Origin of the sequence: Acinetobacter sp. ANC5681 (assembly GCF_023488045.1) — a bacterium.
Lineage (GTDB): Bacteria > Pseudomonadota > Gammaproteobacteria > Pseudomonadales > Moraxellaceae > Acinetobacter.
Window position 1 is genome coordinate 36,456 of sequence record NZ_JAMFKZ010000013.1, and the last position, 19,914, is coordinate 56,369.

Below are 19,914 nucleotides of genomic sequence, written 5' to 3' on the forward strand. Positions count from 1 at the left end.
GAAACATGACACCGCAGTCACATTAAATGTCATGGGCATGTAAGATGAGATTTGCGGCTTGTCGCACCTGTTCGATGGCTGTATTTAATTCATTAAAGCGATAATTTGTTTCCCGAATAAAGCCGTCATCTGCTTTACGTCGTTCTTTACGTAGGGTTGAAACGAATTGTTCAAACTCGCCAGAAACCTGTTGTAAATTCGGTGTTCCTACGTATCGAGTAGCACCATATAAACGGTGTAATACATGTTCCAGTTGAGGGAAGTCTTCCATTTCAATCAATTGTTGCATTTCAGCAAGTTCAGTATCGAAACTGTCTACCAACATATTCAATAGATCTTGTGCTAGATCTTCTTTGTTCGCTGCTAATTGAACACTTTGTTGCCAATTCAAAATTTGAGGATCAATCGTTTCAATCGAACGTTTTTGTTCCGTATTTGCTGGTTGGGAAGAGAAATTGTTTTTCGTCCAGTGCGTTAAGATTTGAATGATTTGTTCCATTTGAATCGGTTTGGTTACGTAATCATTCATACCCACTTTGAGTAATTTTTGCTTTTCGTCTGCTAGAGCATGTGCCGTGAGTGCAATAATCGGAAGTTGCATGTCTGTATCTAAAGTTGACTCTAAGGAACGAATTGCTCGTGTTGTATCAATTCCAGACATCACTGGCATTTGGATGTCCATAAAGACTAAGTCAAATGGCGGTAATTTTTGTTGTATACGTGCTTGAATGATATCAATCGCTTTCTGCCCACTGAGCGCTTTTGTAGTGGTGACGTTCAATTCACCAAGTAATGCTTCCAATACAATCAAGTTAGGTAAATGATCGTCTACAGCAAGTATATGTAATCCTTGACCATTAAAGTTTTCTGGTTCTGGCTCAAAGATAGGTTGATTTCCCAATAACTGAACTAGTTCACGACGACTCAACGGTTGGTAGAGCGGCCGCGCACGATATTCATTCAGCATGTTTGGCTCAAGGCTCATTTGATAACCGTAAACGGCTAAATTTCCTTGGTAACGCTGACGAATTTCTTTGAGTAGTGCTTCTGTATCACCACTATGGTCAACGATGAGCCATGTATTTTCTTGCTGATTTAAATGATTCAGACGACTAAATAAATCCAAAATTGATTGTGTTTCGATATGTGAGACACGGTAGTTTTCTAAATATGAACGAAGCACACTCGCTGTGGCAGGATGGGCAAGGTAAGAGACTACTTTTAAATGATCGAAATGTGGATGCTCAACAAATTCATCTTGTTCATCTACTTTAAATGAAGCCGTAAACCAAAAAGTTGAACCTTTTTCTGTCGGTGCACGTTCTTGGTTGTCTTCAAAGCCAATTTGACCATGCATCAAATGAACAAGTTGTTTGGAAATCGCTAAGCCTAATCCTGTACCTCCAAATTGACGAGTAACGGAAGCATCACCTTGAGAAAATGATTCAAATAGTTTTTTACGGTCGGTACCACTGAGACCAATACCACTATCTTGAACGCTGAAATGTAATAGGCATTGTCCAATATCATCATCTTCCATACGTACACGAACAATGATTTCACCATCTGGAGTGAACTTAATGGCATTGGAAATGAGGTTGGTCAGAATTTGTTTAAAGCGTAAGGCATCGCCAACCACATGCTGTGGAATATTCTCAGCGTAGTAAAATGCCATGTTGATATGTTTTTGCGCTGCAAGCGGAGAAAGCATATCCATCACATCAAAAATAGCTTCTTCCAAATCAAATGGTGCAGTTTCGAGTTCTAATTTACCTGCGTCAATTTTAGAGAAATCAAGTACATCATTAATCAGTGCCAATAGGTGAGCAGATGATTTACGAATAGTCTGTAGGTATAGGTTTTGTTCATTGCTAAGGTTCTGCTGACGAAGCAATAAATGAATAAAGCCATCAATACTGTTGAGAGGTGTTCTTAGCTCATGGCTGATATTGGCTAAAAAGACTGATTTAGATTGATTCGATGAAATCGCTTGGTCACGTGCTTGACGATAGGTAATGTTCTGAACTTCGAGTGTGTCTAAGGTACGACGTAAATCCTCTTCGGTTTGTTCAGTATGCTCTTTCAACTCCAAGAAACTAAAATGTAAACGTTTGACTACATTGGCAATATCACGCTGGAGCAGGCGTAACTCACCAGTACTGTTTACTACAATATGTTGATCTAATGTATCTGCATTTAAGCGTTGCATTTGCATTCGTATTTCATACAGTGGAGCTAACCAACGTCTTGAAAATACGTTTAAGCAAAGTAATAAAAGTAATAGGGTAATTAGTCCAGTCACAACCAAGGCTAATAGAATTTTATAACGAGCTAACTCAAGTGGCTGATTGTCTAATTCAATCATGAGCCAAATTGATTCGTTATGACCACCAGCCAATTTTGCACCATAGATGCTGTTGTGTTTATGTGCGATTGGACCAAAAAAATTACTGTTATTTGGAAAAGTTGGCCAAAAACGATTATTTTGATAACCAATACTGAGATAGGTTTGCCCTTGATTATCAATAATGACAGCGCGTTGTAAGTTTTTCTCATCAAACATTTTTTGCATAATGTTTTGAGCGCGATCATATTGATCGGGGTGTTGTTGTACCAGTTGCAGTAATTTTTCTGCGGTTTGATGATAACGAGCTAAGATCGCTGAAGCATCGGAATGCTGTTGTTGTTTGGCTGCACTGGTGGTTTCAGATAAAACCCATAAAATTCCAACACCTGTCAGTACGGCGATCGGCACTAAAATAAGTGCAATCAATTGTCCATAAGCATGATTGAGCCGTAAGCGTTTTGACAGGATTTTATTGAAATTTGACATAGTGCGGTCAGATTTATCATTCTGTGCAACATTTTAGCATGCTTTGTGGCAAACAGAGGTACGGGCTGGCCAATAAAAAGCATAGTGAAAAGGTGCAGTATTTCTTATTTTTTCATACAATAGTCGCCACCTTAATATCGGTGTCGATCATGACGAATACGCAAACTGATTTTTTAGCAGATGAATTTTTACTAGATTATTATGTCGGTAAAAGCCCTTTAGTGCGTTTGCAACGTTTAGCAAGTCATACTCAAGCTACCGTATTAGCGAAATTAGAAGGTAATAATCCTGCTGGCTCAGTCAAAGATCGCCCTGCTTATAACATGATTGTTCAAGCAGAGAAACGTGGACAAATTCAACCTGGTGATACTTTAATTGAAGCCACTAGCGGTAACACTGGCATTGCTTTAGCCATGGTTGCCGCCATGCGTGGCTATAAAATGAAGCTGATCATGCCAAACAACATGAGCCAAGAACGTAAAGATGCAATGTTGGCTTATGGTGCTGAGTTAATCGAAGTGACTAAACAGCAAGGTATGGAAGGCGCACGCGATTTAGCTTTACAAATGCAGGCTGATGGCAAGGGGTTTGTGCTGAACCAGTTTGGTAACCCAGATAATGTTGAGGCGCATTACCTCACAACTGGACCTGAGATCTGGAAGCAAACAGGCGGAAAAATTACTCACTTTGTGAGTTCGATGGGGACGACAGGAACCATTATGGGGGTCTCTAAGTATTTAAAAGAACAGAACCCTGATATTCAAATTGTGGGCTTACAACCCTCTGATGGTTCGAGCATTGCAGGGATTCGTCGTTGGCCGGAAGAATATCTTCCAACTATTTTTGATCGTCGTCGTGTGGATCGAATTATTGATATTCCACAGATTGAAGCAGAAAAAACCATGCGTAAGTTAGCACGTACTGAAGGTATTAGTGCAGGTACTTCTTCTGGTGGTGCAGTTTGGGCATCGATTAAGATCGCTGAAGAACACCCAGATGCTGTGATTGTCTGCATTATCTGTGACCGAGGTGATCGTTATTTGTCAACAGGGCTGTTTTCAGTTCAAGATTAAAATCTCCCCCTAATCCCTCTCTGTTAAAAAGAGGGAGAACACCTTCCTTTATAAAAGGTGGGTTGGGAGGGATTTGAAGAGATTTCAAGATGAATTTACGTTTTCCAATTTTAGTTTTTGATATTGAGACACTCACCGATTTAAAGGCGGGTGCTCATCTTTATCATCTTGATTTACCTGAAGCCGATGTTGAACAGGCATTAACGAAGATTCGCCGTCAAGAATCTGGTATGGATTTTCAACGCCTACCTTTGCATGAAATTGTGTGTATTTCTGGTTTGTGGATTGATGAAAAAGGGATTCGACTTTTTTCATTTAGTCAGGAGCAAAATACAGAAGCTGAAATGTTGACTAAATTTTTATCTATTTTTGATAAGAAGCAACCGACACTAATCAGTTGGAATGGCTCGCAATTTGATCTGCCTGTGATTTTATTCCGCGCCATGTATCATGGTTTGTCTGCGTCAAGTTTATTTGATCAGGGTGAAATTGATAACCAAAAGCGTTTCAATAACTATCAAAACCGTTATCACCATCGTCATGTCGATTTGATGGATGTGATGGCAATGTTTAATGGTCGAAATTTTCAAAAACTTGATGATGTTGCTTGCCTTTTAGGATTCCCTGGGAAACGTGGTGAGACTGGTTATCATGTGCCAGAGTATGTGACTACTGAACAATGGTTAAAACTGACCAGTTATTGTGAAGGTGATGTTTTAAATACATGGTTGATCTATTTACGTTGGTTGTTGCTCAAAGGGCAGCTTAATCAACATGATCATCAGCATTGGCTTCAAACCACGATCGATTATTTACAAACTCAAACGCAACAAACAGAATTCTTACAGGTATGGCAACAAACATCGCAATATACTGTATTTACCGCAAATACGTTTGCGCCAAAAAATTAGGTTGATCTTTTGAAACATAAAGCGAAACAGCGCCCAGCTCAATATCCAACATATACCTTTCAAATCGAAGCTTTTTCTCATGAGGGGCGAGGGATTGCGCATTATGGAACGCATCCTGATCATCCAAAAGAAAAGCATGGCAAGAAGGTTTTTATTCGTTATGCGCTCGTGGGTGAAACAGTACAAGCCAAGATTAGCAATCAAACTTCTCGTTTAGAAGAAGCGGATATGGTTAAGCTAGAAAGTGATGCGGCTGTGGGACGAGTCGATCCAATTTGTCCGCATTTTGGGGTGTGTGGTGGCTGTAGCTTGCAACATATTCATCCAGATGAACAGATTTTATTAAAACAGAATGTATTAAAGTCACATTTACAACATTTTGCTGGTTTACAACCAGAGCAATGGTTAGATCCAATCCGCTCTGAAAAAATAGATTATCGTCGTCGTGCTCGAGTCGGCGTTCGCTATATTGCTAAACAAAATCGTTTGGTGATGGGCTTTCGTGAGCATCACAGTAATCATTTAACACCGATTCAGCAGTGTCATGTTCTTGATCAGCATTTGTCCGAAAGTTTAGTAGAGTTGAGAAAACTACTCGAAAGTCTAACAGGCAAAGCCCACATTGGTCATATAGAATTAGCAATGGGTGATACCGAGACAGCATTATTGATTCGCCACTTGGATGAATTAAATGTGTCGGATGTCAACCAATTACGTCAATTTGCGTTACTAAAGGATTGGCAGTTGTATTTGCAACCTAAAGGCGCAGATAGTTTACATCGTGTTGATGATGCTCAAGCACCGATGCGTTTGCACTATAGTCTGGATGAGTTTGCGGTTAAATTTGCATTTTCACCTTTAGACTTTACTCAGGTGAATAGTGGTGTAAATGCAAAGATGATTCACTTGGCATGTGAATTGCTAGATTTACAGAAAGGGGAGAGAGTGCTCGACCTATTTTGTGGACTAGGTAATTTTTCCTTACCTTTAGCACGTTGTGTTGGTGAGACAGGTCAGGTCATTGGTGTTGAAGCAAGTGATGAGATGGTACAACGGGCAACTGAAAATGCGAAAGCAAATCAATTGTCTCAGGCATTGTTCTTTTCACAAGATTTAACAAAAGACTTTTCGCATCATTCTTGGGCAAAACAGGGATTTGATGCATTATTAATTGATCCTCCTCGATCAGGTGCGTTTGAAGTTATGCAATATGTACCTAATTTTGGAGCAAAAAGAATCGTTTATGTTTCATGTAATCCATCAACACTGGCAAGGGATGCGGGTGTACTGGCACAATATGGTTATCAACTTAAAAAAGCAGCAGTCATGGACATGTTTACCCATACTGAGCATGTTGAATCAATTGCCTTGTTTGAAAAAATTGAGCAATTTGAAAAGACCCAAGAGATAAACGATTAGAGAATGAGTTACATATCCAGAGGAGAATGGTATGGTCACAGTACGTGAGCAGTTACCTGGACGACTCCATGAGTTGTCAGAGGAAACGACTGTAGAACATGCCGCTGAAGCGCAAAGTGGTCTGGTCTCTTGGCTAGATCGAGTGCGTGATATTTTGGATGGGGCAGAGCTAAAGCAACTTCAAAAAGTTGCAGAGCTGACCTTGGCAAAAGAATTAGAAACCACGGTTCATCATCGTAGCAATACCTTTAGTACAGGTATTGGCATGGCTGATATTTTGGCGCATTTACATGTTGATGAAGACACATTGTCAGCGGCAGTGTTGTATCGAAGTGTGCGCGAAGGTTTAATTACTTTAGAGGATATTCAACAACAATTCGGCGAACAGGTGCTTGGTCTTGTACAAGGCACGCTTGCGATGGGTAAGCTCTCTGAATTGATTGAAAAAAATAAACGTTTAGAAGATCATTTTAATAACAATCAGCGTGAGCATTTAAACGGCATTTATAAAATGCTCATTTCAGTGACAGAAGATGTACGCGTTGTTTTGATCAAATTGGCTGAACGTACTTATGCTTTACGTGAATTAGCCACTGCAAGTAAAGAACGCCAAGAACGCGTTGCACGTGAGATTTTAACGATCTATTCACCACTTGCACATCGCTTAGGTATTGCACAACTAAAATGGGAATTAGAAGATCTCGCTTTCCGTTATTTGGCGCCTGAGCGTTATAAAGAAATTGCATCGTTGCTGAATGAAAAACGTTTAGAGCGAGAGCAATATATTCAGTTTGTGATTGATAAGCTAAAGACTGAACTGGGTATGCATCATATTCAGGCGGAAATCACTGGACGAGTGAAGCACATTTATTCGATTTATCGAAAAATGAAAAGTAAAAATCTGAGTTTTGATCAGCTTTATGATATTCGTGCAGTGCGTGTATTGGTCAAAAGTGTACCAGACTGTTATCACGCTTTAGGTATTGTGCATCAGCTGTGGCGTCATATCCCGAACCAATTTGATGACTATGTCACCAATCCAAAAGCCAATGGTTATCGCTCATTACACACGGCAGTGATTGCTGAAAATAAATCTTTAGAAGTACAAATTCGTACCTTCGAGATGCACAACGAAGCCGAACTGGGCGTTTGTTCGCATTTTAATTATAAAGAAGGTGCAAAAAATACCGATCATTCATTTAATCATCGTCTACATTCTTTACGTGCGGTATTGGAACATTATCAAGAGCGTACCGAAACCACACCCCATGGCGAGGATGAAGAGTCAAATGGTATAGATCAAATTCAAGATTTTGAAAATTTTGAAAAAATCTATGTGTTTAGTCGTGATGGTGATATTAAAGAATTGCCTCGAGGTTCGACAGTTTTAGATTTTGCTTACCATGTACATACTGAGGTAGGTAATAAGTGTTATGCAGCACGTGTCAATCAACGTTATGTACCATTAACTTATACGCTGAAAACGGGTGAACAGGTTGAGATTTTAACCAAAAAAGATCGTGAACCGAACCGTGATTGGTTGGTGAACTCTTTAGGTTATATCAAAACTGCTCGTGCGCGTGACAAGTTGCGCCATTGGTTTAGACAGCAAGATCGGAGTAAGAATGTTGAGGTGGGGCGTGAGTTACTCAATAAAGAGTTAGCACGCTTAGCAATTCACCCGAAAAGTATCGATCTTAAAGACTATTCATCTCACTTTAATCTGAAATCAGGCGATGACATTTTAGTTGCTTTAGTCAGTGGCGATATCAGTTTGCATGCTTTGATGAATCAAGTGAATCGTCAGATGCACTTGGATCAAGATGAGCCTGAACTGGTTTTAAAACCTGCCTTAAATCCACGTGCCAGCCATACGCTCTCAGCACACGGGATTTTGATCGATGGTTTGGATAATGTGGAATTGCATATTGCACAGTGTTGTCAACCTGTACATGGTGAGTCGATTGGGGGCTATATCACTTTAAATCGTGGTGTCAGTATCCATAAGGTTGCTTGTCCAGATTATTTGCGTATGACGACTCAAGAGCCTGAACGTGCTGTTGAAGCGGATTGGGAAATGCAACCGACCCGTGGTCAGAGTGTGCAAATCGTGGTTGAGGCTTATGATCGCCGTGGTCTACTTAAAGACCTCACGCAAGTGATTTTCTCAGACCAAATCAATATTCGTCAGGTCAATACGATTTCTGAGGCAGATGGGATTGCCAATATGAAGTTACTGATTGAAGTGAAAGGTTTGGCACAACTGTCTCGTCTTTTAGCTCGTTTAGAGCAACAACCAGGCATTATTAGTGCAAGACGTTTGGTTCAGGGTGGTTGATTGACATTATATTTATAAAAAAGAACACTTTAAATGAATTTAAAGTGTTCTTTTTTTGCATCAACAAAAAATCATAAATTGAATATACACAGATTATTCGATCACCAACGAATCGGTTTTTCACTCGAACCTGGTGTGAGTTCAGCATCCGAGAGTGGTTCTGAACTCTCTACTTGTGTCGAGTTTTGTCGAGAGTAACTGATCGGCATTAAAGACAAGCCATTTAAGACATCATTACTTATTTGTTGTGCGAGTAAGTCTGATGAGGTTGTAGATTGTGAATTATGAATAAGCTCTCCTAGAGATTGGCGTTGCTGTTGATTTACAGTTCCTGCAGCAGCAACTTTTCCTGTATTCACCTCAATCACTCGCCAATTTAGACGGATTGCTTGTTGCCCAGCTGGAACAGCGCCATAAAATGAACGTCCTTGAGTCGTTTTTGCTTCATTGATACGTCCAACTAAAATATAGTCAGCACCCACTTTTTGCCCAAGTCTTGCCATTTCTGCTGGTGCACCATCCCAACGAAGAAAGGCATTTTCACTTGCCATTTCCTCAATATAGTCACGACTCACCAAACTTAACTGACGTGAGTTTGCCAGTTGAGTGCCGACCAAATCAGCAACTTCTGTCACAAAGTCATCAGCATCACTGCCATCTGTGAGTTGAGTTTTTGAATAGTTATATTGAAATGGCATAACCGCAATACGGCGTAAGTGTTGATCCGCTACACTTGATTGAAACTTGCTGACATAAGCACGCACTTTGGCGCGGTAGTTCTTGCCCGAACCCGAAACGCTTAACACCTGAAAACGATTAATCGCATTAGTGCCCTGTGTTTCAACACTGAACACAGGCGAGGTTTTTCCTTGGTAGCTCCAATGGTTGTTGCTGACCACCATGTTCACTTCTTCCGCTAAGTCAGTGCGTGAGCTGACACTGGTGCCATTTACAGACTGGGCTGCAATCAGCAAGGCTTCTGCAATAGCCTGTTGTTGGGTTGGGCCGCTACCTGTGGCTTCTTTCATGACTTCTTGTAGGGCGGCGTTAGCTGAGTGAATTGTTGTTAAGCAGAACAGGGCTGCACAAAGTAAGGATTTCATCATTTTCTATCATTCTATATGACCCGATGTTCAGCAGGTGCTGAGCATCGGGTTTATTGTTGTTGTGAATGGTTTATAGACCAAAAGTAGCACGTTTAGCCGATTTACGAATTTCTTTTTCGCCTGTCCATTCAACAATACCTGTTTTCAGGTTTTGTAATTTGAAAGTGAACTTGTAGTACACATCACTCTTACCGCCTGAATTTTTGACGATGCTGGATAAGTTACCATTCAGCATGTATTCAGCGGCAATTTGAGAGCCTGTTTTCACTGCTGTACGTTTGTCTACCATGCCACTTTGCTGTTGATAAGCTAACTGGTCTGCCATTGCGCCCACAGAAGTCATGTCAACGAAACGGAATTTTCCAGAATTAATCAGTTTGTTCTGGATGGTGTCAGTGATGGATTCAGTATCAATATGCTCTTGGGTCTTGTTTTTGATACGGTCAACAAACAGTACTGGACGGCGAGCCTGAGTCATTTCAATCACCGGAGGAAACGCCAGCATGTCATCAACCATCTTGGCTGCGATTTGTTGAAGGTCGGTTGAACCAAAATCTTTGGTTAAGGTTTCAGTTGCCTGTGCATCGCCATAAGATACAGCCTGGGAGGCACAGCCACTGAACAATGCCATGCTGCCAATTGTGGTTGCTAAAGCCAAAGTACGGAATTTCATGTTTTACCCCTTATAAATAAGCTGTTGATTAGTCTTTCTTCATGTAAATAAGTACATCAACACCACTTGGATTAGGTGCGACAGACTGAACGGTTTTTACTTCACGCCCTTGTAATGTGATTGGTTTCCAAGTTGCACCTTCTGGATTGATTTCTGTTCCATTGGCATCAAACCAAACAACTTTGTATTCAAAAGATTGTTCGTAGAACCAACCATTTTTTAAGGCGAGTGATGCTTTTTTAATATCTCCAAGACTGACCATATTGATTCGATTGACACCAATACGGGTTGCGAGAATAGGATTACCTGTCATGGTTCTGACATTGCTTGCACCAGTATTTGGGTCTGTTTGTGTACGCATCGCATTTGGTGCTGTACATGCAGTTAAGCCAAGGCTAAAGCTACACAGAATTATGGGTAAAAGGCGTTGTTTCATTATGTTTTACTCAAGTTATTATTTAGCGATACTGAAGCTATCAGCGACAATTTGTTGGTTGGTTTCGATACCATGAATGAAGGTCGTCTGATTAGCTTTCACTTCAATATTGATCGATTGATTTGCATAGTTGTTTTTAAGTTGGATGGTATGACTACCAACAGGGAGTAAAAGGCGAGTGACTTGTGCATTGCTTGGGAGGGTATTCCATGCACGAACATCTGCTTTTTCTGTGGCAGTGTTATAGATATTGCCTGCAAGTTGTCCAAATACGCCTAAACGATTGCCCAGTTCTTTTTGTACAGCGTATTTCGCTGTAGAACGTGCAATTTGAGTTGTGAGATTAGCGGCAATCTTTTCTTTTAGTGTTTTGACAGCCAACGCACCAATATCAGTAAGTAATGCTGTATTTGCAACGGTTTTCCCATTTACAGCCACATCAACCTGACTTGGTGCAACATAGGTTGAAGGGTCATAGCTTGCAAATGAGATATTCACTAATCCATTTAGTGTTGGAATTGCTAAGGTCGAAGAAATTTTTTGAGGAACTAATCCTTGCTCCAGAAAAATAACAACTGGATATTGACCATTTGCTTTCTTTGCGGCGTTATCGAGTCGTTTTACATCATTTTTAATAAAATCATTTGGCTGTAGTTCATATGCTTTTTTATAATCAACTAAAGCATCATTTTTTTCACCCAAGGCTTCCCATAATGTTGCCGCCATATAAAATGCATACGCATTTTGATAGGTATTTTTTACTTTACCCGCAATTGTATTTAGTCCAGCTAAAGCTTCATCGTATTCAGCTGGAGCAGAATTAACATTTTGACCTTTAGCTGCTGCTTTTTCTGCTTCTTTGCTATGAGCTAATTCAATTTCGCGTTGAATACGTTGCGCTACACGCATTTCAACAGCCGCGCCCTCAGTATTATTTAAAGCTAGATAGTTTATCGATTGGTAAACATGTGCTAATACCTGTTCATATTCAGGAATCTTATAAGGTGCTACACTATCATTACTCACGAGGGAAAGTGCCTTAAAACCTAATTTAGAGGCGCTAATTGTTGCTTTATTATTTTGAGCATCTAATAGTTCAAATGCTTTTTCAAAAGTTTGCTTACTGGCTTCATATTGTTTGTTTGCTTGTTCTAAACGCGCCTTTTCTAATAGATACAACGCTGCATCATTACTTTTAGCTTTTTTTTCAAATAATTCTTGCGTTGGTGCCGATATCGGTTGAGTCAATGATGAACGAAAATTCTGAGCCGTATCCGTATAGTTATCAAATAAACCAGCATGTGCTTGAGTTGTTAAACCAGAAATCGATAAACTTATGCAACTGATGAATAAGAGTGAAAGCTTTGGTTTTAATAATAAAGATGACATATAAACCCCTGTAAAAATACAAAATGTATCAAAAATTATGCAAATATACAAAAAGTTATAAATAATTAACAGGGATTTAAGGAGATATTTAATAAATATTTTTATTTTATAAAGTAAAAGATTTTTTTATTAGTATAAGTTTTTGAAACATAATATTTATTTTGATTCATTCAAATATTATTTGAATGAATCTTTTAATTTATCTTTTTGATAGAAAAATATTAGTCAGCCGATTTAAAAACTGTGGGCTAATACTCGACAATTGATACATCAGCTTAGTTTTGATACCTACAGGAGTATGGGTCGGGATCAGGGCATGATCTTTTTGTTGTGCTAGATGTAATACTTGTTTTGCTACATCAGCGGGGGTTAAATCAACGCCAATATTTTGAATACTACCCGCATCCATATTCTTCACCATATTGGTTTGTACAAATAAAGGCATTACATCGAGTACACGAATATTATATTTTTGCCACTCTACATCTAAGGCTTCTGTTAAACCACGAACAGCAAACTTACTTGCTGAATATGAGGCTAAATCTGCTTGTCCATAAATTGCTGAAGCTGAAGAAAGATTAATTACACGTGCAAAACTCGCTTTTTCTAGATGGGGTAACCCTGCATGGCAACCATTCAGAACGCCTTTGATATTGATATCCACAGTGCGATGATGGGATTGAATTGATGTCTCCTCAAATGCGCCAGAGTATAAGATTCCAGCGTTGTTAATTAAAATATTCAGTTCGCCTGCCCAATTTTTAAAATCTTGTAGTGCTATTTTCCACTGACGAAAGTTACTGACATCTAAATAACCCGCTTTAGCATTTTCACCAAGTTCGTTGGCTAAACGAAGCGCTTGCTCATCATTAATATCATAAATACCGACTTTGTAACCATGACGATGAAAGATGCGTGCAATCTCAGCACCAATTCCTTGTGCTGCCCCGCTAATAAATACGCTATGTTGCATTGCTTTCCCTTGCTTTATCATATTTCTTTAATCGGCGTATATTACGCATAAGCAGGTTCAAGCTGCAACAATTTGGTGTATTTGGAGGAATTCATGGAAAAGTTATTAGAAATCATGCACGAATTAAGACAAAAGTGTCCATGGGATCAACAACAAACACCAAATAGTTTGACGCGTTATGCGATCGAAGAAGCTTATGAGGTGGAAGCTGCGATTCGAGAGGGCGATCTAAATGAAATTCGTAATGAGTTAGGCGATTTGTTATTGCAGGTCGTGTTCCAATCTCAGATGTATAGTGAACAAGGCGCATTTAACTTTCATGATGTGGTAGATGCAATTAGTGAAAAATTAATTCGTCGTCATCCACATGTATTTCAAGCTGAAAAATATCAAAATTTAGATCCAGAACAAGTCAGTGAACTATGGAAACAAATTAAGCAGCAAGAAAAACAAGGTAAGGCTCAATCTCGACTAGATGAAGTGAAACATGCGCCAGCATTGGTACAGGCACATGAGATTCAAAAAAAAGCAGCGCAGCTAGGTTTTGATTTTGAAACAGTTGAAGATGCTCATGGAAAGTTAAATGAGGAATTAGAGGAATTACAACAGGCAATAAAAACTCAAAAAACTGATGAAATACAAGAAGAATTTGGAGATTGCCTATTTTCTTTAATTAACATAGGACGTAAACTTGGCGTGTCGAGTGAGACTGCATTATTGGCAACGATTCATAAATTTAGAAGCCGATTTGCATATATTGAACAACAAGCACAAAGACAAAATAAAGACTTGCAAGAAATGAGTTTGGCAGAAATGGATGAACTCTGGGAGCAAGCAAAACGACACTTAAAACTTCAGGGGAAATCCAATGAATTTGCCGCAACCACGCAGCAAACATAACTTTGTTCTATTTATTTTTATATTTTTAAGCTGCTTTGTTTATGTGAGTGCGCAGCCATTTGATCAATCCTATGAAAAATGGAAAGCTCAACAACAAGCACGTGATCAGCAATTAGCGAAGCAGCCTAACAATAATTATTATTTATCAAGACCTACGCAACAGAAAAGCTACCAGCAAGTTTCATCCTCTACCAATATTCAGGGCGATAAGATTAGTTTGAACCAAGCAAATTTACAGCAGTTACAGACTTTAAATGGCGTTGGTGAGAAAAAGGCACAGGCTATTGTGGAATATCGCCAAAAGAATGGTGGTTTTAAAACGGTAGATGAGTTGGTCAATGTCAAAGGAATTGGTCCAAAATTGCTTGAAAAAAATAAAGCACGTTTAGCATTATAGGATAAAAATAAAGATGATATTGCAATTAAAACATACTGATCTGTTGAAACTTCAACAGAATAAATTGCCCTTTGAGTGTGTTAGAGCTATGATTAGCGACAAATTGTTATTTACGTCCTGACGTAGGAGACAGTGTCTTTTGCAAACTTTGCGTGCGTCAAAATGTGGTTTGTCCACAGCCCAACTCCCTTCTTCAATATTAGATGTAATCGATAGCCTAACGAAAGCGGGCTATGAGGCATATATTGTGGGCGGCGGTGTTCGCGATATGATGTTAGGTCTTAATCCTAAGGATTTTGATGCTGTCACCAATGCAACACCAGCACAAGTGAAAGAAGTTTTTGGTCGACGTTGCCGAATTATTGGTCGACGTTTCGAATTAGCACATGTTTATTCTGGTCGCGAACTGATTGAAGTCGCAACTTTCCGCGCTCCTCCCAAAAAAGCAGTCACCAGTGCTTCTGGTATGATCTTGCGAGATAATAATTGGGGAACAATTGAGCAGGATTTTGCGCGTCGAGATTTCTCAATTAATACTTTGTATTATCAACCGCGCCAAGCGATCGTGCTAGATTTTTGTCATGCAGTTGATGATATTAAAACGCGTACTTTGCGTTTTCTAGGTGAGCCTGCCCAGCGATTTGAAGAAGATCCCGTTCGGATGTTACGTGCTTTACGTTTTGCTGCGAAACTTAACTTCCAAATTGATCAATCGATTATTGATGTTTTTGATGTTGAAATGACGCAACTGTTGCGTGACGTTTCACCTCATCGATTATACGATGAGTCTCAAAAATTATTTACGATGGGACATCTTGCACGCGTTTTGCCGATGCTGATTGAGTTTGGTGTTTGGAAGCAATTATTTGCTGAAATTCCTGCAAATCTAACAGCTTTCATCGAACGTGCAGCTAAAAATACTGATCAACGAATTCAAATTGGTAAGACCATTAATCCCGCATTTTTTTATGCAGTATTGTTATGGAAGCCTTTCTTAGAGCGTTGTGATTTTTATTTAAATAAAGGTGTTGTTCCTGCTGAAGCACGTGCCCAAGCTGGTTTGGATGTATTGAAACGTCAAGCCACACGTACCATTATTCCTCGTTTTGCTGAAACTTTTATTCGTGAAGTATGGGAAATGCAAACCCGTTTGCTCAATCCAAAACCACAGCAAATTGAAGCTTTAGCTGGACATGCACGTTTTCGTGCAGGCTTTGACTTCTTGTTGTTACGTGAGAAATCAGGTGATAGCAGCACCGAAGGCATGGGTATTTGGTGGGAAGCTTACCAAGAAATGTCAATCGATCAGAAAGAAGTCGCAATTCGTCAATACAACCGTCAACGTAGTAAAACACGCCGTAAGACAGTTGAAGTTGATGAGCCAAAGACCACTGAGATTGAGCCTTTGGTCAATGTCCCTGAGCCTAGAAGCCGCCGTGCCAAGAAAGAACGTGTTAGAGCAAATGAATCAACTAGCCGTTTTATTGAAAAAGCGACTGCCGTTTCAGGACAAATCAATGCAGATCATCCGATCCTTAAGCGTAAGCGTGTACAACGTGATCTCAGCCAAGTGGTTTTTGGACCGACGCAATGACTATTCGTACCTATATCGGTTTAGGCAGTAACTTAGGCGATTCACAACAGATTCTTAGCGAAGCTGTTGTGAAGTTGGCTAGTTTAGGTTCGGTAAAAGTTTCAAGGCTTTATCAAAGTCCGCCGATGGGTCCTCAGGACCAGCCAAATTATCTAAATGCCGTTGTTCAATTGGACACGACACTTGAAGCACTTGCCTTATTAGACCAATTACAACAATTTGAGCAAGAAGCAGGTCGTATTCGTTTAAGGCGATGGGGAGAGCGCACGCTTGATTTGGATCTATTGATTTATGGTCAAGAGCAGATTCAAAATGAACGTTTGATCGTACCACATATTGGTATTTTAGAACGTGATTTTGTGATCCTTCCCTTATTAGATTTAGATGCTCATTTACAGTTAAATGGGCACTCATTAAAAGATTTAGAACTAGTGCAGCAAGCAAACTTAACTGTAATCGCAGATCAATCTTGGGCAACTGCGTAAGATTGTTTCGTTCTGGAAATGCCTGCAGAGGATATCATCATGATTAGTCTAAGTGACTTAAGAAAATTTAAAGCTGATGGACGTAAGTTCTCATGTCTTACTTGTTACGATGCAAGTATGGCTAAAGCGATGGAATTGGCTGAAATTGATACAATTTTAATTGGTGATTCTCTAGGAATGGCGATTCAAGGAAGAGATTCCACACTTCCTGTAACAGTAGAAGATATGGCTTACCATACTGCTGCTGTTCGTCGCGGTAATTCGCATGCTTTGATCATGACTGATTTGCCATTTATGAGTTATGCGACACTTGAAGATGGTCTAAAAAATGCCAAAGCCGTGATGCAAGTCGGCGCGCAGATGGTCAAGATTGAAGGCGGTGCTTGGTTAAGTGAATTAGTCCAAGTTTTGACACGTAATGGTATTCCTGTCTGTGTGCATTTGGGATTAACGCCACAATCAGTACACGTATTCGGCGGCTATAAACTTCAAGCACGAACGCGTGAAGCAGCAGATCAATTAATTTCGGATTGCCAAGCGGTGGTTGATGCAGGTGCTGCGGTATTATTATTAGAGTGTGTTCCAGCTCAGTTAGGCAAGGAAATTGCTGAACTATTTCCTAATACGCCAGTGATTGGTATTGGTGCAGGCAATGAAACTGATGGGCAAGTCTTGGTGGTACAAGACATGCTTGGTTTAACTTTTGGTCGCGTTGCGCGTTTTGTGCGTAATTTTATGAAAGAACAAGCGGGCGAAACCGCAATTCTGGACGCCTTTAAGGCCTATCATGCCGCCGTTCAGGACCAGTCATTTCCAGCGAAAGAACACACTTTTCAAGTTGAGCTCTAACTCATGAAAACAGAAACAACAATACAAGGCTTAACTGCATCGTTAGCTCCAGCAAGAACAGCAAAAAAACTTATTGGTTTTGTGCCAACTATGGGGAATTTGCATGAAGGTCATTTGACTTTGGTGCGCGCTGCAAAAAAAATCTGTGATGTCGTGGTGGTGAGTATTTTTGTTAACCCAATCCAGTTTGGTGCGGGTGAAGATTTTGATAGCTATCCACGTACCTTAGAACAAGATAGTCGTTTGTTGGCAGATGTAGGGTGTGACATTATTTTTGCCCCTTCTGTCGATCAAATGTATGGCAAGCAGCCTCGTTTAACCAATATTAGTGTTAGTCAAATTACCAATGATTTATGTGGTCAATCGCGTCCAGGTCATTTTGATGGCGTGGCGGTTGTTGTCACTAAACTATTCAATATAGTACAACCTGATTATGCTTTTTTTGGAGAAAAAGATTATCAACAATTGGCTGTAATTCGTCAGTTGGTGCAGGATTTAAATATTCCATTAGAAGTCATCGGTGTACCAATTGTACGAGCAGCAGATGGTTTGGCTTTAAGTTCACGCAATGGTTATTTGTCTGAAGAGCAAAGAAATATTGCGCCAAAAATTTATCAGTTGTTAAAACAAGCTGAGGTTGGATTGGGAGAGGGGCAATCACTTTCGCAAGTGTTAGCAAATATCTCAACGGAATTGACACAAGCTGGATTTGTTGTGGATTATGTAGAGGCTCGTCAACCTAATTTGCAACCAATTGAAGAGTTTGATCGTGATTTAGTTTTATTTATTGCGGCTAAATTGGGTTCAACACGTTTGATTGATAATTTACACATTAATTTCAAAACATAAAATAAATTAAAGGGCGATATGCGATGAAGCGTATTCTTATCGTTACAGGACAGTCCGGTTCAGGGAAATCATCTGCATTACAGGTGCTTGAAGATTTGGGCTATTATTGTATAGATAATTTACCTTTGGCATTATTGCCTGAAATTGTAGCTAAACTGGATCATGAGAATAATCTTGAGCAGTTGGCGCTGGGCGTTGATATCCGTAGCACCCGTGCCGATATGCAGGAGTTTGACCATGTTTTTGAGCAATTAAAAAAGCATGGTACCGTGGATATCATTTACCTGACCACTCAGGATCAGGATCTGGTTTCCCGTTTTAGTGCCTCACGCAGGCCGCACCCTTTAGCAAATCGTTTTAATAGCCTGTTGCAGTGCATACAGGAGGAAAAACAGTTGCTGATACCGATCCAGTTTCGTTCCACCGTGCATATTGATACCACAGATAAAAGTGTCCATGATTTAAAGCATATCCTGCTGACCAAACTGGGGCAGTCAGACAAGTTGATTGTGATTCTACAATCCTTTGGCTATAAACATGGCATTCCGCTTGATGCGGATTATGTATTTGATGTGCGTCATTTACCTAATCCGCATTGGGATTTAGAGTTGCGTCGTCTTTCTGGGTTGGATGATCCCGTCTGCCGTTTTTTAGAAAGCAATCAGCAAACCAATGAAATGTTTACCGATATTTATAACTTCTTGGAAAAATGGTTGCCAGCTTTTGCGGAAGGGCATCGACATTACATGACCATTTCAGTGGGATGTACAGGTGGGCAACATCGTTCAGTTTATATCGTGGATAGACTCAAACAGGCTCTTAAGGCAAAATGGACTGTCCAAATCTTACATAGAGAAATGAAGCACTGGTCATGATAGACACAACAATTGATGTAATTAATAAACTCGGCTTACATGCGCGTGCATCTGGTAAACTGATTGAAGTCACAACCAAATTTAGCTCTTCGATACAAATCGGCAAGGGTGATAAATTGGTTGATGCAAAAAATATTATGTCATTGTTGATGTTGGGTGCTGGTAAAGGCACAACATTAAGATTGGTGATTGATGGTGCTGATGAAGAAAAAGCACTGGAAGAAATTCAAACGCTGTTCGCAGCAAAATTTTATGAGGCAGAGTAATCGTGGCACGTGGTACCCAACAACGTTATACAGATGAAGATTTTGAGTCATTAGAAGGACGTGCGAGTAGAACCGAGCAAAAAAAAGCTGTGCAACGTATGGCTGCTTTAGGTGAGCAATTGGCTCAACTCAATCCAAAACAAATTCAAAAGCTTCCTGTCGATGAGCGTTTGATTGATGCATTACTTGAAGTGCAGAAGATCAGTTCATTTGAAGCACGCCGTCGTCAGTTTCAACGTGTTGGTAAGTTATTGCGTAATGAAAATGAAACCACGATTTTATCTTATTTGACACCGCAACAAGGTGCTAAAAAACAAATGCAATTGATGCGTTGGGTCGATCGAATGATTGATCAAGGTGATCCAATTATTAATGAGTTTAGTAAAGTGTTTAATGCTTCTGAACGCCATACTTTGCGTCAGCATGTTTTACGCATTCATCGAGATATCAAACAGCAGGTGAGTGAAGAAGAACTTGCCGCATCCAAGCTCAAATTTGTGAACTATGTACAGCAAGTCGCCTTGTTATCTGATCAAGGTTAAAGCCAA

General features: G+C 39.9%; 19 protein-coding genes. 13 read left to right on the forward strand and 6 right to left on the reverse strand.

Annotated features, from left to right (window positions below; genetic code table 11):
* Window positions 1-22: 22 nt before the first annotated feature.
* The gene (locus M5121_RS09225; protein WP_249571005.1) at window positions 23-2,833 is read right to left on the reverse strand and encodes a GacS-like sensor histidine kinase; all 2,811 of its coding nucleotides are present in this window, start codon (window positions 2,831-2,833) and stop codon (window positions 23-25) included.
* A gap of 149 nt (window positions 2,834-2,982) precedes the next feature.
* Between M5121_RS09225 and cysM the strand changes: the two genes are divergently transcribed.
* From cysM to M5121_RS09245, 4 genes are all read left to right on the forward strand, one after another.
* Window positions 2,983-3,906 (forward strand): cysteine synthase CysM, encoded by a 924-nt coding sequence (gene cysM / locus M5121_RS09230; RefSeq protein WP_087536591.1) that lies wholly within the window; start codon window positions 2,983-2,985, stop codon window positions 3,904-3,906.
* An 89-nt stretch (window positions 3,907-3,995) separates the two neighbouring features.
* The gene (locus M5121_RS09235) at window positions 3,996-4,817 is read left to right on the forward strand and encodes a 3'-5' exonuclease (RefSeq protein WP_249571006.1); all 822 of its coding nucleotides are present in this window, start codon (window positions 3,996-3,998) and stop codon (window positions 4,815-4,817) included.
* Window positions 4,818-4,826: 9 nt separating this feature from the next.
* Window positions 4,827-6,236 (forward strand): 23S rRNA (uracil(1939)-C(5))-methyltransferase RlmD, encoded by a 1,410-nt coding sequence (gene rlmD, locus M5121_RS09240; protein WP_249571007.1) that lies wholly within the window; start codon window positions 4,827-4,829, stop codon window positions 6,234-6,236.
* A 31-nt stretch (window positions 6,237-6,267) separates the two neighbouring features.
* Complete coding sequence (locus tag M5121_RS09245; protein ID WP_249571008.1) at window positions 6,268-8,574, forward strand: RelA/SpoT family protein; 2,307 nt, start codon at window positions 6,268-6,270, stop codon at window positions 8,572-8,574.
* Window positions 8,575-8,675: 101 nt separating this feature from the next.
* On the opposite strand, the gene M5121_RS09250 is transcribed toward M5121_RS09245, so the two are convergent.
* The 5 genes from M5121_RS09250 to M5121_RS09270 all read right to left on the reverse strand — a co-directional run bounded on the left by M5121_RS09250 (window position 8,676) and on the right by M5121_RS09270 (window position 13,151).
* A complete protein-coding gene (locus M5121_RS09250; protein ID WP_026315733.1) occupies window positions 8,676-9,677 on the reverse strand; it encodes a CsgG/HfaB family protein in 1,002 nt (333 codons plus the stop codon).
* A gap of 73 nt (window positions 9,678-9,750) precedes the next feature.
* Entirely contained in the window at window positions 9,751-10,353 is a 603-nt protein-coding gene (gene lpoB, locus M5121_RS09255) for a penicillin-binding protein activator LpoB (protein WP_005164332.1), read from the reverse strand.
* 28 nt (window positions 10,354-10,381) lie between these two features.
* A complete protein-coding gene (locus tag M5121_RS09260; protein ID WP_005164336.1) occupies window positions 10,382-10,789 on the reverse strand; it encodes a DUF1425 domain-containing protein in 408 nt (135 codons plus the stop codon).
* An 18-nt stretch (window positions 10,790-10,807) separates the two neighbouring features.
* On the reverse strand, window positions 10,808-12,178 hold the full coding sequence (locus M5121_RS09265; protein WP_018677545.1) for a COG3014 family protein: 1,371 nt from the start codon (window positions 12,176-12,178) through the stop codon (window positions 10,808-10,810).
* Between the two features lie 199 nt (window positions 12,179-12,377).
* A complete protein-coding gene (locus M5121_RS09270; RefSeq protein WP_005164341.1) occupies window positions 12,378-13,151 on the reverse strand; it encodes an SDR family oxidoreductase in 774 nt (257 codons plus the stop codon).
* Window positions 13,152-13,244: 93 nt separating this feature from the next.
* Here M5121_RS09270 and mazG point away from each other — a divergent pair, with 93 nt between their 5' ends.
* From mazG to yjgA, 9 genes are all read left to right on the forward strand, one after another.
* Window positions 13,245-14,051: a nucleoside triphosphate pyrophosphohydrolase gene (gene mazG, locus M5121_RS09275; RefSeq protein ID WP_249571009.1), complete on the forward strand. Its 807-nt coding sequence runs from the start codon at window positions 13,245-13,247 to the stop codon at window positions 14,049-14,051.
* On the forward strand, window positions 14,020-14,448 hold the full coding sequence (locus M5121_RS09280) for a ComEA family DNA-binding protein (protein WP_249571010.1): 429 nt from the start codon (window positions 14,020-14,022) through the stop codon (window positions 14,446-14,448). The genes mazG and M5121_RS09280 overlap by 32 nt, the downstream gene beginning before the upstream one ends.
* Before the next feature lie 139 nt (window positions 14,449-14,587).
* On the forward strand, window positions 14,588-16,042 hold the full coding sequence (pcnB, locus tag M5121_RS09285; protein ID WP_249571011.1) for a polynucleotide adenylyltransferase PcnB: 1,455 nt from the start codon (window positions 14,588-14,590) through the stop codon (window positions 16,040-16,042).
* On the forward strand, window positions 16,039-16,527 hold the full coding sequence (gene folK, locus M5121_RS09290) for a 2-amino-4-hydroxy-6-hydroxymethyldihydropteridine diphosphokinase (protein ID WP_249571012.1): 489 nt from the start codon (window positions 16,039-16,041) through the stop codon (window positions 16,525-16,527). The genes pcnB and folK overlap by 4 nt, the downstream gene beginning before the upstream one ends.
* Before the next feature lie 39 nt (window positions 16,528-16,566).
* A complete protein-coding gene (gene panB, locus M5121_RS09295) occupies window positions 16,567-17,376 on the forward strand; it encodes a 3-methyl-2-oxobutanoate hydroxymethyltransferase (RefSeq protein ID WP_249571013.1) in 810 nt (269 codons plus the stop codon).
* A 3-nt stretch (window positions 17,377-17,379) separates the two neighbouring features.
* A complete protein-coding gene (gene panC / locus M5121_RS09300) occupies window positions 17,380-18,225 on the forward strand; it encodes a pantoate--beta-alanine ligase (protein ID WP_249571014.1) in 846 nt (281 codons plus the stop codon).
* A 23-nt stretch (window positions 18,226-18,248) separates the two neighbouring features.
* On the forward strand, window positions 18,249-19,100 hold the full coding sequence (rapZ, locus tag M5121_RS09305) for an RNase adapter RapZ (protein ID WP_249571015.1): 852 nt from the start codon (window positions 18,249-18,251) through the stop codon (window positions 19,098-19,100).
* Complete coding sequence (locus tag M5121_RS09310) at window positions 19,097-19,366, forward strand: HPr family phosphocarrier protein (RefSeq protein ID WP_087545614.1); 270 nt, start codon at window positions 19,097-19,099, stop codon at window positions 19,364-19,366. The genes rapZ and M5121_RS09310 overlap by 4 nt, the downstream gene beginning before the upstream one ends.
* 2 nt (window positions 19,367-19,368) lie before the next feature.
* On the forward strand, window positions 19,369-19,908 hold the full coding sequence (gene yjgA, locus M5121_RS09315; RefSeq protein ID WP_005164369.1) for a ribosome biogenesis factor YjgA: 540 nt from the start codon (window positions 19,369-19,371) through the stop codon (window positions 19,906-19,908).
* Window positions 19,909-19,914: the final 6 nt, after the last annotated feature.

Bases quoted from the DNA above. Each gene is read 5' to 3' on its own strand.
- M5121_RS09225 (WP_249571005.1), bottom strand. From the start codon at position 2,833: ATGTCAAATTTCAATAAAATCCTGTCAAAACGCTTACGGCTCAATCAT.
- cysM (WP_087536591.1), top strand. From the start codon at position 2,983: ATGACGAATACGCAAACTGATTTTTTAGCAGATGAATTTTTACTAGAT.
- M5121_RS09235 (WP_249571006.1), top strand. From the start codon at position 3,996: ATGAATTTACGTTTTCCAATTTTAGTTTTTGATATTGAGACACTCACC.
- M5121_RS09245 (WP_249571008.1), top strand. From the start codon at position 6,268: ATGGTCACAGTACGTGAGCAGTTACCTGGACGACTCCATGAGTTGTCA.
- M5121_RS09250 (WP_026315733.1), bottom strand. From the start codon at position 9,677: ATGAAATCCTTACTTTGTGCAGCCCTGTTCTGCTTAACAACAATTCAC.
- lpoB (WP_005164332.1), bottom strand. From the start codon at position 10,353: ATGAAATTCCGTACTTTGGCTTTAGCAACCACAATTGGCAGCATGGCA.
- M5121_RS09260 (WP_005164336.1), bottom strand. From the start codon at position 10,789: ATGAAACAACGCCTTTTACCCATAATTCTGTGTAGCTTTAGCCTTGGC.
- M5121_RS09265 (WP_018677545.1), bottom strand. From the start codon at position 12,178: ATGTCATCTTTATTATTAAAACCAAAGCTTTCACTCTTATTCATCAGT.
- M5121_RS09270 (WP_005164341.1), bottom strand. From the start codon at position 13,151: ATGCAACATAGCGTATTTATTAGCGGGGCAGCACAAGGAATTGGTGCT.
- mazG (WP_249571009.1), top strand. From the start codon at position 13,245: ATGGAAAAGTTATTAGAAATCATGCACGAATTAAGACAAAAGTGTCCA.
- M5121_RS09280 (WP_249571010.1), top strand. From the start codon at position 14,020: ATGAATTTGCCGCAACCACGCAGCAAACATAACTTTGTTCTATTTATT.
- folK (WP_249571012.1), top strand. From the start codon at position 16,039: ATGACTATTCGTACCTATATCGGTTTAGGCAGTAACTTAGGCGATTCA.
- panB (WP_249571013.1), top strand. From the start codon at position 16,567: ATGATTAGTCTAAGTGACTTAAGAAAATTTAAAGCTGATGGACGTAAG.
- panC (WP_249571014.1), top strand. From the start codon at position 17,380: ATGAAAACAGAAACAACAATACAAGGCTTAACTGCATCGTTAGCTCCA.
- rapZ (WP_249571015.1), top strand. From the start codon at position 18,249: ATGAAGCGTATTCTTATCGTTACAGGACAGTCCGGTTCAGGGAAATCA.
- M5121_RS09310 (WP_087545614.1), top strand. From the start codon at position 19,097: ATGATAGACACAACAATTGATGTAATTAATAAACTCGGCTTACATGCG.